Here is a 15,340-nt window from a genome sequence, read left to right on the forward strand (position 1 = left end):
GGGACCGATGACTTCCGCCGGTGTGCGCGGTCTCCCTTACGGCGGGACCATGTCGATCGAGGAGGAGACCCATGTCCGGCACGCAACCGCAGACAGAGCTCGACCCGCGCTACGGCAGCCCCGGGGCGACCGCGACTCCGTGGTCGGAGGCCGTGCGGCGGCTGGCCGCGGCGGAGCTGTACTGGCTGTCGACGGTACGGCCGGACGGCCGGCCGCATGTGACGCCGCTGATCGGTGTCTGGCAGGACGGCGCGATGCACTTCACGACGGGCGCGCGGGAACGGAAGGCGCTCAACCTCGCCGGCAATCCGCACGTCGTGCTCACCACGGGGACCAACACGTGGGCCGAGGGGTACGACCTCGTCGTCGAGGGCGAGGCGGTGCGCGTGACCGACGTGGCCCGGCTGCGCGGGCTGGCCAAGGCGTGGGAGGAGAAGTACGGCACCGAGTGGCACTTCGAGGTCCGCGAGGACGGGGCGTTCCAGGGACAGGAAGGGTCCTCTCTCGTCTTTGCCGTAGCGCCGCGCACCGCTTTCGGGTTCGGTAAGGGAGAGCCGTTCAGCCAGACGCGCTGGCGATTCGAGTGACGTACTACGGCGCCGTGCGACAGCGACGTACGGCATGACTCACGCCATGGCGTACGACAGCGACGCGCGGCGTGACCCACGACATGACGTACGACAAGGGAGTCGTTCATGGACATGACGCTCGAAGTGATCCTGCTGCCGGTCTCCGACGTGGACCGGGCGAAGGAGTTCTACCGGGACAAGGTCGGCTTCCACGTCGACCTGGACGGTGAGGTGATGGAGGGGGTGCGGATCGTGCAGCTGACGCCGCCCGGTTCGGGGTGTTCCATAGCGCTCGTGGACGGACTGCAGGTCCCGACGGGGACGCCGCAGCCGGGGACGTACCACGGGATGCAGCTGTGCGTCACGGACGCCAAGGCGGCGTACGAGGAGCTCACGGCGCGGGGGCTCGACATCAGCGAGCCGGTGGAGTTCGCGCCGCAGGACGGCGCCACGTTCATGTACTTCAAGGACCCGGACGGGAACGGCTGGGCGATCCAGGAGTACCGGCGGCGGGAGACCGAGCCGCTGCACCAGCTGCTGAGCGAGCTGGCCGCCCAGCGGCAGTAGTTCATCCGCTCTTCATCCCTCCGGTTGGGGGACGTGAGGCGAGGGAATATTGGCGTGTACATGCTCTGTCCGCACCGCCACCGTCGCATCTCCCCCCACCGGAGGTCTGAAGTGTCCGGCAGAAACGTGTACCGCCGCAGTCGTGCCGTCGTGGCGTCCGCCCTCGCCTTCACCGCGGCCGCGGTCGGCGTGTGGACCGGGTTCGGCGGCTCGTCCCCGGCTCACGCCGCGGCCGCCGTCCCGACCCCGGACCACGTCGTCGTCGTGGTCTTCGAGAACCACGGGTACAGCCAGGTGATCGGCTCGTCCGGCGCCCCGTACATCAACTCGCTCAAGACCGGCGGCGCCAACCTCTCCCAGTCGTACGCCGAAACGCACCCGAGCCAGCCCAACTACTTCGCCCTGTTCTCCGGCGCCACCCAGGGGATCACGGACGACAGCTGCTACACGCCCGGCTTCTCCTCCGCCGCGAACCTCGCCTCCGAGTTGATCGCCGCGGGCAAGACGTGGGGGAGCTACAACGAGACGCTGCCCGGCCAGGGTTCGACGACGTGCGGCAGCGGCAAGTACGCGCGCAAGCACAACCCGTGGTTCGGCTTCAGCAACGTACCGACGTCGAGCGCCAAGACGTTCGCGCAGTTCCCGACGGACTACTCGACGCTTCCGCAGGTCTCCTTCGTCGTCCCGAACCTGTGCAGCGACATGCACGACTGCTCGGTGTCGACGGGTGACACCTGGCTGAAGAACAACCTGAGCGCGTACGCGACCTGGGCCAAGACCCACAACAGCCTGCTCGTCGTCACCTTCGACGAGGACAACCGGCTGTCCGGCAACCGCATCCCGACGGTCCTCTACGGCCAGCAGGTGACCGCCGGCTCCTCGTCCACCGCCACCTACAACCACTACGACCTGCTGCGCACGCTGGAGGACATGCACGGCCTCCCGCACGCGGGCAACGCCGCCTCCGGCAAGGACATCACGGGTATCTGGACGTCCTGACATGTACGTAGCGGACAGCCGCGCCGGCACCACGGCGGCGGCGTCCGCGGAAGGCGCCGCCCGGCCCCGTGCCGGGCGGCGCCGTGCCGCGGTCGCGCCCACGGTGCTGGCGCTCGGCACGGTCAGTCTGATCACCGACGTCTCGTCGGAGATGGTGACGGCGGTGCTGCCCCTGTACCTGGTGGCCGGTCTCGGTCTGTCCCCACTGGGCTTCGGGCTCCTCGACGGGATCTACAACGGCTTCTCGGCGCTGGTACGCCTGGTCGGAGGCCATTTCGCGGACCGGGGCGGGGGCCGCCACAAGTGGGTCGCGGGCTTCGGCTACGGCCTCTCGGCGGCCTGCAAACCGCTGCTGCTGATGGCGCAGACCCTCACCCCCATCGGCCTGATCCTGGCCGCCGACCGCACCGGCAAGGGCCTGCGCACGGCCCCGCGCGACGCGCTGATCTCCCTGTCGAGCACCCCGGAGACACGCGGCCGCGCCTTCGGCGTACACCGAGCCATGGACACGGCGGGCGCGCTGCTGGGCCCCCTGGTCGCCTTCCTGATCCTCCGGGCGACGGTCGACGGATACGACGCGGTGTTCACGGTGAGCTTCTGCGTCGCCGTGGTGGGCGTGCTGGTGCTGGTGCTGTTCGTGCCGGGGAGCGCAGGGCGGCACGGCGGTGCAGAGCAGCAGGGCAGTGGCGCTTCGCGGGCCCACGGCAGGGCCCTGCACGGTACTGCGGCCGGCCCGGCCGTCGGTCCGGAAGACGTCACCGACGGCGACCCACGCTCCGCCACCACCGCCGCCGACGCCACCGACGCCACCGACGCCACCAGATCGCACGATGCCGCTGCGCACGCGACAAACGGCGACGCGGCCGCGCGAGCGACGGGCGGCAACGCAACGCGCCCCGTAGAGGCCTCCACCGCGCCCGCCGCGACCCTCCGCGCGGCCTTGGCCCTGCTCGCCCAGCCCCACCTCCGCCAGCTCACCCTCTGCGCCCTCCTCCTCGGCCTCGCGACCGTCAGCGACTCCTTCGTCTATCTCCTGCTCCAGCGGCGCCTCGGCGTTGCGGACCGCTGGTTCGCGCTGCTGCCCGTGGGCACCGCGGCAGCGTTCCTTGTCCTGGCCGTCCCGCTGGGGCGGCTGGCGGACCGGGTCGGCCGGTGGCGGGTCTTCCTGGCGGGCCACGGAGCGCTGCTCCTCGCGTACGGCGTGCTGCTCTCCTCCTGGCACGGGACGGCGCTGCCGTACGCCGTTCTCCTCCTGCACGGGGGGTTCTACGCGGCGACGGACGGTGTGCTGATGGCCGCGGCGTCGGACAGCGTGCCCGAGGAGCTGCGCTCGTCCGGGCTGGCACTGGTCCAGACGGGGCAGGCGCTGGCCCGGTTCGTCTGCTCGCTCGGTTTCGGCGCGGCCTGGACGGCGTGGGGCGACCGTACGGCGCTCACCGCGTCGACGGTGGCCCTCGCCGTCTGCGCGCTGTTCGCGCTCAGCCTGCGCCCCATCACCCCAGAAGGCCTCGCATGACTCTGCGTACCCGCATCCTGGTCCTGATCTCGGCCCTCGTCGTCCTGGCGGGCGTCGCCACGGCCTCCGTCCTGCACGCCTCGGCCCGGGCGGACCGCCGGAACCAGACCCAGCCGGGCGGCCCGAGGATCACCGCGGGCACCGTCGCGCTGACCGGCGACAGCGGCCGCATGATCTTCCGCAACATGGCATGGGGCCCGCACCGCGACGAGCTGACGACGGTCCCGGCGTCGGACCCGGCGGGCCCGCGCACGGCCTCCGACGTCAAGTGCCTGCGCTTCTACGCGGCTTCGGGGACGGGAGTGTGCCTCCAGGCGGTGCACGGCGCCGTCCAGGACACCTACCGAGCCGTCGTCCTCGACGCACACCTGCACGAGACGGCCCACTACGACGTCCCCGGCATCCCGTCCCGCGCCCGCGTCTCCCCCAGCGGCCGCTACGCCGCCTGGACCGCCTTCGTGGGCGGCGACTCGTACGCGGGCACGAACTTCTCGACCCGCGCGGCGATCGTGGACACCCGTACGGGGAAACTGACCCCGTCCCTGGAGGCGTACCGCGTCGTGAAGGACGGCCGTCCCCATCGCGCCGCGGACGTCAACTTCTGGGGCGTCACCTTCGCCGCCGACGACCGCACCTTCTACGCGACGCTGGCGACGAAGGGCAAGACCTACCTGGTCCGGGGCGACCTCCGCACCCGTACGGTCACCACTCTCCGCACGAACGTCGAGTGCCCGTCCCTCTCCCCCGACGGCACCCGCATCGCCTTCAAGAAGCGGGTGAAGGGCCTCCCCAAGGACGCCCCCTGGCACCTGTACGTCCTGGACCTCCGCACGATGCGCGAAACCCCCCTCGCCGAACCCCGCAGCGTCGACGACCAGGCGGTCTGGCGCGACGACCACACCCTTGTCTACGCCCTCCCCGGCGACTACGGAGCCGACCTCTACACGGTCCCGTCCGACGGCACAGGAAAGCCGCGGCGGATCAGCACCGCGGCCGTGTCTCCTGCGTATGTGAACTAGCGCGTGCCCGTGCCCGTTGATGTCGATCAATCATTGGCGTGGCGCATGGCCCACTGCCCCAGGAACCATCCCCTGTTCTTCCAACACCAGCCGATGATCCCCGCAGCCAGCGCGATGACCGTGATCTTCCGTGCCCGCCCCATGTCTGCCCCTCCCTTTTTCACACCAAGCTACTGGGCAGGGTTGCGGGTTCGGCACAGATCGCCTCGCTCCGTCTCGCCCTCGCGCCACGCCGTGGACCCGGTCACCGCGAGACGCTCACCCAGGCTCATCCACGAAGAGCCAAAAAAAATCGGACGACGATGTCGAGAACCCGTGACTGGCTCCGTCCCCGCAGTGAACGCGACCACAATGGGTCGCACCAGCACCGAGGAGAAACACCATGGCCAAGTACTTGCTGCTCAAGCACTACCGCGGGGCCCCGGCTGCGGTCAACGACGTGCCCATGGACCAGTGGACGCCGGAGGAGATCTCCGCGCACGTGCAGTACATGAACGACTTCGCCGCCCGGCTCGAGAAGACCGGCGAGTTCGTCGACGGTCAGGCGCTCGCCCCCGAGGGGAAGTGGGTCCGGTACGACGGCGAGGGGCGCCCGCCGGTCACCGACGGCCCGTTCGCCGAGACCAAGGACGTCATCGCAGGCTGGATGGTGATCGACGTCGACAGCTACGAGCGCGCCCTCGAACTGGCCGGGGAACTGTCGGCCGCCCCCGGCGCGGGCGGCAAGCCGATCCACGAGTGGCTGGAGCTGCGCCCGTTCCTGACCGCGTCGCCCACCATCACGGAGTGCACCTTCCATTGATGGACGAGGTCCTGCTCAGGAGCCTCACACCGAGCGTGCTCACCGTCCTCGTCCGCCGCGGAGCCGACTTCGCGGCGGCCGAGGACGCCGTGCAGGACGCGCTCGTCGAGGCGGTCCGCGTCTGGCCGGCCGACCCGCCGCGGGATGCGAAGGGCTGGCTGGTCACCGTGGCCTGGCGCAAGTTCCTCGACGCGACCCGGTCGGACGCCGCCCGCCGTCGGCGTGAGGACCTCGTCGACGAGGAGCCGGCGCCCGGGCCCGCGCCCGCGGTGGACGACACGCTCCAGCTCTACTTCCTGTGCGCCCACCCGTCGCTGACGCCGTCGTCCGCGGTCGCCCTCACGCTGCGCGCCGTCGGCGGGCTCACCACCCGCCAGATCGCCCAGGCCTACCTGGTGCCCGAGGCGACCATGGCGCAGCGCATCAGCCGGGCCAAGCGCACCGTCTCCGGAGTGCGCTTCGACCAGCCCGGCGACGTCGCCACCGTGCTGCGCGTCCTCTACCTGGTCTTCAACGAGGGCTACTCCGGCGACGTCGACCTCGCCGCCGAAGCCATCAGGCTCACCCGGCAGCTCGCGGCCCAGGTCGACCACCCCGAGGTGGCGGGGCTGCTCGCCCTCATGCTGCTCCACCACGCCCGGCGCACCGCCCGGACCGCGCCCGACGGCAGCCTGGTGCCGCTCTCCGAGCAGGACCGCGGCCGGTGGGACACGGAGTCGATCGCCGAGGGCGTCGAGATCCTACAGACGGCCCTCGCCCGCGACCGGCTGGGCGAGTTCCAGGCCCAGGCCGCCATCGCCGCTCTCCACGCGGACGCGCCCACCGCCGAGGAGACCGACTGGGTGCAGATCGTCGAGTGGTACGACGAGCTCGCGCGCCTGACCGACAGCCCGGTCGTCCGGCTCAACCGCGCGGTGGCCGTCGGCGAGGCCGACGGACCGCGCGCCGGCCTGGCGGAACTCGCGAAGCTGGACGACTCACTGCCGCGCCACACCGCCGTGGCGGCCTACCTCAACGAGCGGGACGGCGACCTGACGACGGCGGCACGGTTGTACGCCGAGGCGGCCCAGACGGCACCCAACCTCGCCGAACGCGACCACCTGACGCGCCAGGCCGCCCGGCTCAACGCCCGCCGCTGTCGCTGACCGAGCAGCGGCAGTTGGATCCGGAAGGCCGTTGACAGCATGTACGCGGGCACCGATCCCCTGTCTCACGGCCCAGAGGCGGCCCAGGGCCGGTGAGACGCCGCAGGGCCGACGTTTCACGACCGTCGGCCCTGCGTGCCGTTCTGCCGGGATACCCGTCCTGGCCTGTGCTTACAGCACCGGCAGGTTCTTCCGCAGCTCGAAGGCGGTCACCTCGGAGCGGTACTCCTCCCACTCCTGCTTCTTGTTGCGCAGGAAGAAGTCGAAGACGTGCTCGCCGAGGGTCTCGGCGACCAGTTCGCTGCGCTGCATGAGGACCAGGGCCTCGCCGAGGTTCTGCGGGAGGGGCTCGATGCCCATGGCGCGGCGCTCGGCGTCGGACAGGGCCCAGACGTCGTCGTCGGCGCCGGGCGGGAGCTCGTAGCCCTCCTCGATACCCTTGAGGCCCGCGGCCAGCAGCAGCGCGTACGCCAGGTACGGGTTCGCGCCCGAGTCGATGGAGCGGACCTCGACGCGGGCGGAGCCGGTCTTGCCGGGCTTGTACATCGGGACGCGGACGAGGGCGGAGCGGTTGTTGTGGCCCCAGCAGATGTACGAGGGGGCCTCGCCGCCGGCGCCCGCCGTGCGCTCGGAGCCGCCCCAGATGCGCTTGTAGGAGTTGACCCACTGATTGGTGACGGCGGAGATCTCCGCCGCGTGCTTCAGCAGGCCCGCGATGAAGGAGCGGCCGACCTTGGAGAGCTGGTACTCCGAGCCGGACTCGTAGAAGGCGTTGCGGTCGCCCTCGAAGAGGGAGAGGTGCGTGTGCATGCCGGAGCCGGGGTGCTCCGAGAAGGGCTTGGGCATGAAGGTCGCCTGGACACCCTGCTCCAGCGCCACCTGCTTCATGACCAGGCGGAACGTCATGATGTTGTCCGCCGTGGAGAGCGCGTCGGCGTAGCGGAGGTCGATCTCCTGCTGCCCGGGGGCGCCCTCGTGGTGGGAGAACTCGACCGAGATGCCCATCGACTCCAGCATGGTGATCGCCTGGCGGCGGAAGTCCATGCCGACGTTCTGCGGGGTGTGGTCGAAGTAGCCGGAGTTGTCGGCGGGGGTGGGCCGCGAACCGTCCAGCGGCTTGTCCTTCAGCAGGAAGAACTCGATCTCCGGGTGGGTGTAGAAGGTGAAGCCCAGGTCGGAGGTCTTCGCCAGGGCGCGCTTGAGGACGTAGCGCGGGTCCGCGAAGGACGGGGAGCCGTCCGGCATCAGAATGTCGCAGAACATGCGGGCCGTGCCGGGGGCCTCCGCGCGCCAGGGCAGGACCTGGAAGGTCGACGGGTCCGGCTTGGCGATCATGTCGGACTCGTACACGCGGGCGAAGCCCTCGATCGCCGAGCCGTCGAAGCCGATGCCCTCGTCGAAGGCCTGTTCCAGCTCGGCCGGGGCCACGGCCACCGACTTGAGGAAGCCGAGTACGTCCGTGAACCACAGGCGTACGAACCGGATGTCCCGCTCCTCCAGTGTCCGGAGCACGAACTCCTGCTGCTTGTCCATCTTCCGCTTCCACCCATCCTTGCTGGTCAGGCTGCCTGCTCCCACGCCTCGGAGACGATCGGGGCACCTGAGCATCCCACCACAACACCATTTCATGCGCGTTGCGGACCTTGATCGCCCGGGCGACCACGGTCTGAACGCCTCGCGTACGGCAGGTGTCCTGCTCTGACGCCCATCTTGCCTGCTGGGCCGCTCATCCGTAACAGCCGATCGCCCCGGTCTCTCCTCCCCTTCTTAATTTGCATCTCAGATGCAAGTTTTACTACCGTGCGCAACGGACGAGAGGAGTCCCGATGCTGTCCGAGCAGTCCGCCGCCACCGTGCGCGCCACCCTTCCCGCCGTCGCCGGAGCCATCGACGAGATCACCGAACGCTTCTACGGCGGGCTGTTCACCGCCCACCCCGAGCTGCTGCGCGACCTCTTCAACCGCGGCAACCAGGCCGCCGGCACCCAGCGGCGCGCCCTGGCCGGTTCGATCGCCGCCTTCGCCACGTATCTCGTGGACCACCCGGACGAGCGCCCCGACGCGATGCTCCAGCGCATCGCCCACAAGCACGCCTCCCTGGGGATCGCGCCCGAGCAGTACCAGGTCGTCCACGAGCACCTCTTGGCGGCTGTCGCCGAGATACTCGGCGACGCGGTCACCCCCGAGGTCGCGGCCGCCTGGACCGAGGTCTACTGGCTGATGGCGAACGCCCTCATCGCCATCGAGCGACGGCTGTACGAGCAGCGGGGCGGCGGCGGATGGCGGGAGTGGGAGGTCGTCGAGCGCGTCGAGGAGACCGCCGACGTGGCGACCTTCCTGCTGCGCCCGGCCGACGGCGCACCGGTTCCGGACCACCGGCCGGGCCAGTACGTCTCGGTCCAGGTCGAACTGCCGGACGGCGCCCGCCAGATACGCCAGTACAGCCTCTCCGGCGCGCCCGGTTCATCCGCCCACCGGATCAGCGTGAAGCGTGTGTACGGGGGCGCCGCGCCCGACGGCGAGGTGTCGAACCACCTCCACGCGCGCGCGGAGGCGGGCAGCAGGCTCCGGCTCTCCGATCCGTACGGCGATCTGGTGCTGGACGCCGACGAGGCGCCGCTCCTCCTCGCCTCCGCCGGGATCGGCGTCACCCCGATGATCGCGATGCTGGAGCAGTTGGCGGCCACAGGACACCGCGCCCCGGTCACCGTCGTCCACGCCGATCGCTCCCCGGCCGAGCACGCCCTGCGCACCGACCACGAGGCCTACGCGGGCAAGCTCTCGGACGCGGCCGTCCACTTCTGGTACGAGCGCCCGGAGCCAGGGCACCCGGCCGACCGCACGGGCCTGGTCGATCTCTCCGAGGTGGCGATCGCGTCGGGCACGCGCGCGTACCTGTGCGGTCCGCTGCCTTTCATGCGGGCGGTACGGGAGGAGCTCATCGGGAAGGGCGTGGCGGCCGCCGACATCCACTACGAGGTGTTCGGGCCGGATCTGTGGCTCGCGCAGAGCTAGAGAGCCGCAGAGCCGGCGGGGTGGAGAGCCGCAGAGCTGCTGCAGAGCTGAAGAGCCGCGAAGAGCTCGGGAGCTAGGGCCTGCTGGAGATCCCGAGCAGCACCGGTCCGGTCGGCGCGGCGACCATGTCCGCGACGGTCAGCGGGTCCAGCGAGGCGAAGAACGCCTCCTGGGCCCGCTTCAGAGCGCCCCGCAGACGGCACGCGGAGTGCAGCGGGCAGGGCGTGGCACCCTCGCATTCGACGACGTCGCCGTCCCCCTCGAAGGTGCGGACGACGGCGCCGACCGATGCCGTGCGCCCCTCCTCGGTGAGCGCGAGGCCGCCGCCCCGACCCCGGCGGGCCGCCAGCAGCCCGAGGTGCTGGAGCTCGGCGACGACCTTCGCGGCATGCGTGTACGGCACGTCCATGTCCGCCGCGACCTCGCGGGTCGTGGGGGTGGACTCGCCCGCGACGGCGAGCCGCATGAGGACGCGCAGGGCCAGGTCGGTGGATCGCAACAGCCGCATACGGCGAGCGTAAATAATGCGCATCCACGATTCAAATTATCTGCGCGAAAGCCGCCTTTCCGCCCGCGCGAAAGCCGCCTCTTCGGTCATTCCCGCGGGGGCTCCCTGCTTGCATCCCCGCCTCCCCCACTACGATCAGCGGACCCGACCGTCCCATTCCCCATAAAGGACTCGCCATGGGCTCCGCCAAGAACAGCAGCAACGCCTCGCGCAAGGCGCGCATAGAGGAGATGCGCCGCGCCGAGCAGTCCCGCGAGCGTCGCAACCGGATCCTCACGATCACCGCCAGCGTGGTCGTCGTCGCCGGTCTCGTCGTCGGCGGCGTCGTCCTCGTCAAGTCGCAGTCCGACAAGAAGGACACGGCGAGCGACTCGAAGGGGTCGTCGGGGCACTTCGTCACGGGCGCGGACGGTGTGAAGACCTGGAAGGGCACGCTGGCGCGCAACCACGTCACCAAGACCGTGACGTACCCGATGGAGCCCCCGGTCGGCGGTGACCACAACCAGGTGTGGATGAACTGCAACGGCGACGTCTACACCAAGGCGATCAACAACATGAACGCCGTGCACTCCCTGGAGCACGGCGCGGTCTGGGTGACGTACAACAGCAAGGCCTCCGACGCCGACGTGAAGGCGCTCGCGGCGAAGGTCAAGAAGACCCCGTACACGCTGATGAGCCCCGTCGAGGACCAGAAGGACCCGATCATGCTCAGCGCCTGGGGCAAGCAGCGCACGGTGACGGCCGCGAGCGACCCGAACGTCGACAAGTTCTTCGCGGAGTTCGTGCAGGGCAAGCAGACGCCCGAGCCGGGCGCCGCATGCACCAACGGTCTGTCCCAGTGAGGCACGTCGGGTGGATCGCGGGGGCCGCGGCGGCCGTGCTCGTCGCGGCCGGGGCGATCACCTATGCGGTCGCCGACGGTGACGACTCCGGGACGAAGGCGCCCACCGCCGACTCCGCCGACGCGGGCTTCGCCCGGGACATGGCGGTCCACCACCAGCAGGCCGTCGAGATGTCGTACATCGTGCGCGACCGCACCAAGGACGTCGAGGTACGGCGCCTCGCGTACGACATCGCGCAGACGCAGGCCAACCAGCGCGGCATGCTGCTCGGCTGGCTCGACCTGTGGGAGCTGCCGAAGGTGTCCTCGGACGCGCCGATGACCTGGATGGGCATGGGCGACATGGCCTCCGGCAAGGACGGCGCGCTGATGCCGGGCATGGCCACCAACACCGAGATGAAGAAGCTGAACACGCTGAGCGGCAAGCAGGCCGAGATCTTCTACCTGCAGTTGATGACCGACCATCACGAGGGCGGCATCCACATGGCCGAGGGCTGTGTCGCCAAGTGCCAGGTCGGCGTGGAGAAGAAGCTCGCGCAGGGCATGGTCGACGCACAGCAGTCGGAGATCAAGCTGATGGCGGACATGCTGAAGGAGCGGGGAGCGAAGGCTCGCGACTAGCGACGAGTGGGACGGGTCCGGGGCAGCGCCCCGGACCCGTCCGCCCCCCCTCCGCCGCCTGATGGTCAACTGCCCTTGCGCCGCCTGATGGTCAACCGCGCCAGTCCGTACCGCACTTCAGTGCGACGTCGGTCGGCACCAGGCGTTCCACCGAACCCGGGCGGCCGTCGGTGACGGCGAGCTGGGCCTGGTCCAGGTAGCCGATGAAGAGCTGGGTGTGGGCGGGCATGGCCGCGGGGTCGTAGATGAAGACGACCGTGTCGTCGCTCCGCCTTTCCCGCTTCACGACGTCCTCGACCCCCACTCCCGAGCCGTGTTCGTCCACCTGTGTGTGGTCGTCAGGGCCCTTGCAGAACACCCCGGTCTTCACCAGGACGGGGAACCCCGCCTCGCGCAGCGCCTTCTGCAGCCCCGCCGGGTCCTTGAAGTACTGCTCCTTGGTCCAGGTCACCGCCACCGTGCCGTCCGTCCGCTTGGCGACGGTGAAGGCGGCGGGCTCGGCGCCCCCGGACGGCGGTGCCGTCGAGGGGTGGCCGACGCCCGGCACGCCGAGCGCGAGCCCCGCGATCGCCGTGACACCCACGGCCGCCACGGCCACGCGCCTGCGCCGCCGCCGGACCGCGCGGCCCTCGGCCACGATCCGCTCGACCGGCACCGGCATGGTGATGCCGTCGAGCGATCCCTTCAGTGTGTCCAGTACGTCCATGTCGTCGTCGATTCCGTTCACGATCCCGCCTCCGGGGTGTTGAGGGTGACAAGGTGGCCGCGCAACGTCCCGACGGCCCGCGAGAGATGGGCGGTGACGGTTCCCGGGGCGATCCCGAGCGTCTTCGCCGTGGTCGCGGTGTCGAGGTCGAGGAAGACCCGCAGGGCGATCACCTCCCGCTGCCGCAGGGGCAGTTGACGCAGCACGGCCAGCAGCGCGGGGTCGAGACCGGGCCCGCCGGACTCAGCGGCATGGGCCGCCCCGGCGTCCCGGCCGTCGTGGTCGCCCAGCGCGACCTCGTAGCGACGCCGACGCCACCACGAGATCCGGGTGTTGAGCGCCGTCCGTACGATCCAGGCGCGCGGGGCGGGATGCCGCCGCACCCGCGGCCAGGCCGCCCAGGCCCGGGCGAACGCCTCGGCCACGAGGTCCTCGGCCAGCTGCCGGTCGCCCACCGCGGCGAGGACCGCCCGCAGGCAGACGTCCCGGCCGCACCGGTAGAACTCTTCGAACTCCAGCTGCTTCACACCCTCTGAACGCGGTGGGGCCACGATGCGCTTACAAGAAAAGGGAACCCCTTGACGGAAGAAAAAGGGAAAACCCTAGACCGGGGCGGCACCCCCTCTCCATACCGCCCCAAATACCCATCAATCACAGCCGCTTGGCGTTTCCTTGGCCTTTTCATTCCCCTGGCATGAACGGTTCATCGAAAGAGTGGCCCCCATCTGTGATCCATTCCCCGCGCCCTGATACGGCCCGGGGGGTCTACGCGGATCGCCGACCAACCACTACATGCGACGAACCGCATCGCAGGGGGTTCTATGAGATCCAACCGCGCCATAGCGCGCGCCGGAGTGAGCATGGCAGCGACACTGCCCCTGCTCGCCGGCGCGCTGGCGCTCGGCATACCCGCGGCCCACGCCGCGGACGGCCCGAGCCGGGACACCCTTACGGGCACCAAGCCCGCGTGGGCCACGGCCAAGGCCGACAAGGGCGCCACGTCCGACAGCTCCCAGGTCTCCGCCCGGGTCTACCTCGCCGGCCGGGACGCCTCCGGTCTGGCGGCGTACGCCAAGGCCGTGTCCGACCCGCACTCGGCGTCGTACGGCAAGTACTTGAGTGCCAAGAAGACGCAAGCGCGCTTCGGCGCCACGAAGGCTCAGGTCGCCGCGGTGACCTCGTGGCTGAAGTCGGCCGGCCTGAAGGTCACCGGCACCACGCAGCACTACATCTCCGTGACCGGTGATGTCGCCGCCGCCGAGAAGGCGTTCGGCACCCAGCTGCACAACTACACCAAGGGCAACAAGACCTACCGGGCGCCGTCGAAGACGGCCTCCGCGCCGGCCGCCCTGAACGGCGCCGTCCTGACCGTCACCGGTCTGGACAACGCCCCGCACAAGGCGACGCACAGCGACCAGCTGCCGCCTCCGGACGCGGTGTTCAAGAACTCCGGGCCGTTCTCCTCGTACTACGGCTCGAACATCGCGAGCACCCTGCCGGACGCCTACGGCTCGAAGATCCCGTACGCGGTCAAGGGCTACACGGGCAAGCAGCTGCGCGCCGCGTACGGCGCGGGCACGCGCACCGGCAAGGGTGTACGGGTCGCCATCACCGACGCGTACGCCTCGCCGACCATCGCCTTCGACGCGCAGACCTACGCGGGCAAGCACGGTGACGCGGCGTACACCAGCGGCCAGTTGCGCCAGGTGCTGCCGAAGAACTACACGAAGACCAAGGAGTGCGGGGCGGCCGGCTGGTACGGCGAGGAGACCCTCGACGTCGAGGCCGTGCACGCGGTCGCGCCGGGCGCGAGCATCACCTACGTGGGTGCCGCCTCCTGCTACGACGACGATCTGCTCGACTCGCTCAGCAAGATCGTCGACGGGCATCTGGCCGACATCGTCTCCAACTCGTGGGGCGACATCGAGGCCAACCAGACGCCGGATCTCGCGGCCGCCTACGACCAGGTCTTCCAGTTCGGCGCGGTCGAGGGCATCGGCTTCTACTTCTCCTCCGGCGACAACGGCGACGAGGTCGCCAACACCGGTACGAAGCAGGTCGACACCCCGGCCAACTCGGCGTGGGTGACGGCGGTCGGCGGTACGTCGCTGGCGGTCGGCAAGGACGACAAGTACCTGTTCGAGACCGGCTGGGGCACCGAGAAGGCCGTGCTGTCCGACGACGGCAAGAGCTGGACGAACTTCCCCGGCGCGTTCACCTCGGGTGCGGGCGGTGGCACCAGCAAGACGGTCGCCGAGCCCTTCTACCAGAAGGGCGTCGTCCCGAACGCGCTCGCCACGGCCAACAGCGCCGCCGGCAACCGGGTCGTCCCGGACATCTCCGCGATCGCCGACCCGAACACCGGTTTCAAGGTCGGCCAGACGCAGACCTTCCCGGACGGGACGGAGCAGTACAGCGAGTACCGGATCGGCGGCACCTCGCTCGCCGCGCCGGTGATCGCGGCCGTCCAGGCTCTGGCCCAGGAGGCGCGCGGCGGCAAGGCGATCGGCTTCGCCAACCCCGCCATCTACGCCAAGTACGGCTCGAAGGCGTACCACGACGTCACGGACAACCCCACGGGGTCCGGGCTCGCCGTGGCGCGTGTCGACTTCGCGAACGGCTACGACGCGGCTGACGGTGTCATCACCTCCGTCCGCAGCCTCGGCAAGGACAGCTCCCTGCAGGCCGTGAAGGGCTACGACGACGTCACCGGCGTGGGCTCCCCCGCCCCGGGCTACGTCGACTCGTACGGCCGTCACTGACGCCCCGTCACGACGGATACGCCCGCCCCTCGTTGGCTGAGGGGCGGGCGTACGTGCGTCCGGTGGCAGGTGTGGGTTTTCTCGCCCCCTCCGCCCCTGCCCGTCCCGACCAGCCTTTCGGCTGCGGGTGCGTGGGGTTGTTCGCGCAGTTCCCCGCGCCCCTTTTCAGGGGCGCGGGGAACTGCGCAATCTTTTAGCGGGGGTCTGGGGGCGCAGCCCCCAGGGACGGGACGGGCAGGGGCGGAGGGGGCGAGAAACCCCGCCCCGCCGG

Annotated in this window: 15 protein-coding genes; 11 read left to right on the forward strand and 4 right to left on the reverse strand. The window is 70.4% G+C overall.

The genetic code is table 11. The annotated features are described in order from the left end of the window. The first annotated feature begins 71 nt into the window (after positions 1-71). The 7 genes from AB5J53_RS14915 to AB5J53_RS14945 all read left to right on the forward strand — a co-directional run bounded on the left by AB5J53_RS14915 (position 72) and on the right by AB5J53_RS14945 (position 6,617). Positions 72-587: a pyridoxamine 5'-phosphate oxidase family protein gene (locus AB5J53_RS14915; RefSeq protein WP_369246126.1), complete on the forward strand. Its 516-nt coding sequence runs from the start codon at positions 72-74 to the stop codon at positions 585-587. 108 nt (positions 588-695) lie between these two features. Next, complete coding sequence (locus AB5J53_RS14920; protein WP_369246127.1) at positions 696-1,136, forward strand: VOC family protein; 441 nt, start codon at positions 696-698, stop codon at positions 1,134-1,136. A 111-nt stretch (positions 1,137-1,247) separates the two neighbouring features. Next, positions 1,248-2,135, forward strand: coding sequence for an alkaline phosphatase family protein (locus tag AB5J53_RS14925; protein WP_369246128.1), 888 nt, complete (start codon positions 1,248-1,250; stop codon positions 2,133-2,135). A 1-nt stretch (position 2,136) separates the two neighbouring features. Then, entirely contained in the window at positions 2,137-3,651 is a 1,515-nt protein-coding gene (locus AB5J53_RS14930) for an MFS transporter (RefSeq protein ID WP_369246129.1), read from the forward strand. After that, positions 3,648-4,670: a TolB family protein gene (locus AB5J53_RS14935; protein ID WP_369246130.1), complete on the forward strand. Its 1,023-nt coding sequence runs from the start codon at positions 3,648-3,650 to the stop codon at positions 4,668-4,670. The genes AB5J53_RS14930 and AB5J53_RS14935 overlap by 4 nt, the downstream gene beginning before the upstream one ends. Before the next feature lie 382 nt (positions 4,671-5,052). Continuing rightward, positions 5,053-5,472, forward strand: coding sequence for a YciI family protein (locus tag AB5J53_RS14940; RefSeq protein WP_369246131.1), 420 nt, complete (start codon positions 5,053-5,055; stop codon positions 5,470-5,472). Continuing rightward, complete coding sequence (locus AB5J53_RS14945) at positions 5,472-6,617, forward strand: RNA polymerase sigma factor (protein WP_369246132.1); 1,146 nt, start codon at positions 5,472-5,474, stop codon at positions 6,615-6,617. The genes AB5J53_RS14940 and AB5J53_RS14945 overlap by 1 nt, the downstream gene beginning before the upstream one ends. A 171-nt stretch (positions 6,618-6,788) precedes the next feature. On the opposite strand, the gene AB5J53_RS14950 is transcribed toward AB5J53_RS14945, so the two are convergent. Further along, entirely contained in the window at positions 6,789-8,150 is a 1,362-nt protein-coding gene (locus tag AB5J53_RS14950) for a glutamine synthetase family protein (RefSeq protein ID WP_369246133.1), read from the reverse strand. Positions 8,151-8,443: 293 nt separating this feature from the next. Between AB5J53_RS14950 and AB5J53_RS14955 the strand changes: the two genes are divergently transcribed. Further along, complete coding sequence (locus AB5J53_RS14955) at positions 8,444-9,631, forward strand: globin domain-containing protein (protein ID WP_369246134.1); 1,188 nt, start codon at positions 8,444-8,446, stop codon at positions 9,629-9,631. Between the two features lie 73 nt (positions 9,632-9,704). On the opposite strand, the gene AB5J53_RS14960 is transcribed toward AB5J53_RS14955, so the two are convergent. Then, positions 9,705-10,139: an Rrf2 family transcriptional regulator gene (locus tag AB5J53_RS14960; RefSeq protein ID WP_369246135.1), complete on the reverse strand. Its 435-nt coding sequence runs from the start codon at positions 10,137-10,139 to the stop codon at positions 9,705-9,707. Positions 10,140-10,315: 176 nt separating this feature from the next. On the opposite strand from AB5J53_RS14960, the gene AB5J53_RS14965 reads away from it, so the two are divergent. Next, on the forward strand, positions 10,316-10,981 hold the full coding sequence (locus tag AB5J53_RS14965) for a DUF3105 domain-containing protein (RefSeq protein ID WP_369246136.1): 666 nt from the start codon (positions 10,316-10,318) through the stop codon (positions 10,979-10,981). Continuing rightward, positions 10,957-11,601, forward strand: a complete 645-nt coding sequence (locus AB5J53_RS14970; protein WP_369246137.1) for a DUF305 domain-containing protein — start codon at positions 10,957-10,959, stop codon at positions 11,599-11,601. The genes AB5J53_RS14965 and AB5J53_RS14970 overlap by 25 nt, the downstream gene beginning before the upstream one ends. Before the next feature lie 91 nt (positions 11,602-11,692). Here AB5J53_RS14970 and AB5J53_RS14975 read toward each other — a convergent pair whose 3' ends face one another. After that, on the reverse strand, positions 11,693-12,328 hold the full coding sequence (locus AB5J53_RS14975) for a hypothetical protein (protein WP_369246138.1): 636 nt from the start codon (positions 12,326-12,328) through the stop codon (positions 11,693-11,695). Continuing rightward, complete coding sequence (locus tag AB5J53_RS14980; protein ID WP_369246139.1) at positions 12,325-12,834, reverse strand: sigma factor-like helix-turn-helix DNA-binding protein; 510 nt, start codon at positions 12,832-12,834, stop codon at positions 12,325-12,327. Before AB5J53_RS14980 ends, AB5J53_RS14975 begins: the two co-directional genes overlap by 4 nt. A gap of 333 nt (positions 12,835-13,167) precedes the next feature. Between AB5J53_RS14980 and AB5J53_RS14985 the strand changes: the two genes are divergently transcribed. Beyond that, complete coding sequence (locus AB5J53_RS14985) at positions 13,168-15,069, forward strand: protease pro-enzyme activation domain-containing protein (protein ID WP_369246140.1); 1,902 nt, start codon at positions 13,168-13,170, stop codon at positions 15,067-15,069. Positions 15,070-15,340: the final 271 nt, after the last annotated feature.

This window comes from Streptomyces sp. R41, assembly GCF_041053055.1.
GTDB lineage: Bacteria > Actinomycetota > Actinomycetes > Streptomycetales > Streptomycetaceae > Streptomyces.

Bases quoted from the DNA above. Each gene is read 5' to 3' on its own strand.
- AB5J53_RS14915 (WP_369246126.1), top strand. From the start codon at position 72: ATGTCCGGCACGCAACCGCAGACAGAGCTCGACCCGCGCTACGGCAGC.
- AB5J53_RS14935 (WP_369246130.1), top strand. From the start codon at position 3,648: ATGACTCTGCGTACCCGCATCCTGGTCCTGATCTCGGCCCTCGTCGTC.
- AB5J53_RS14965 (WP_369246136.1), top strand. From the start codon at position 10,316: ATGGGCTCCGCCAAGAACAGCAGCAACGCCTCGCGCAAGGCGCGCATA.
- AB5J53_RS14985 (WP_369246140.1), top strand. From the start codon at position 13,168: ATGGCAGCGACACTGCCCCTGCTCGCCGGCGCGCTGGCGCTCGGCATA.
- AB5J53_RS14920 (WP_369246127.1), top strand. From the start codon at position 696: ATGGACATGACGCTCGAAGTGATCCTGCTGCCGGTCTCCGACGTGGAC.
- AB5J53_RS14955 (WP_369246134.1), top strand. From the start codon at position 8,444: ATGCTGTCCGAGCAGTCCGCCGCCACCGTGCGCGCCACCCTTCCCGCC.
- AB5J53_RS14960 (WP_369246135.1), bottom strand. From the start codon at position 10,139: ATGCGGCTGTTGCGATCCACCGACCTGGCCCTGCGCGTCCTCATGCGG.
- AB5J53_RS14950 (WP_369246133.1), bottom strand. From the start codon at position 8,150: ATGGACAAGCAGCAGGAGTTCGTGCTCCGGACACTGGAGGAGCGGGAC.
- AB5J53_RS14945 (WP_369246132.1), top strand. From the start codon at position 5,472: ATGGACGAGGTCCTGCTCAGGAGCCTCACACCGAGCGTGCTCACCGTC.
- AB5J53_RS14970 (WP_369246137.1), top strand. From the start codon at position 10,957: ATGCACCAACGGTCTGTCCCAGTGAGGCACGTCGGGTGGATCGCGGGG.
- AB5J53_RS14940 (WP_369246131.1), top strand. From the start codon at position 5,053: ATGGCCAAGTACTTGCTGCTCAAGCACTACCGCGGGGCCCCGGCTGCG.
- AB5J53_RS14930 (WP_369246129.1), top strand. From the start codon at position 2,137: ATGTACGTAGCGGACAGCCGCGCCGGCACCACGGCGGCGGCGTCCGCG.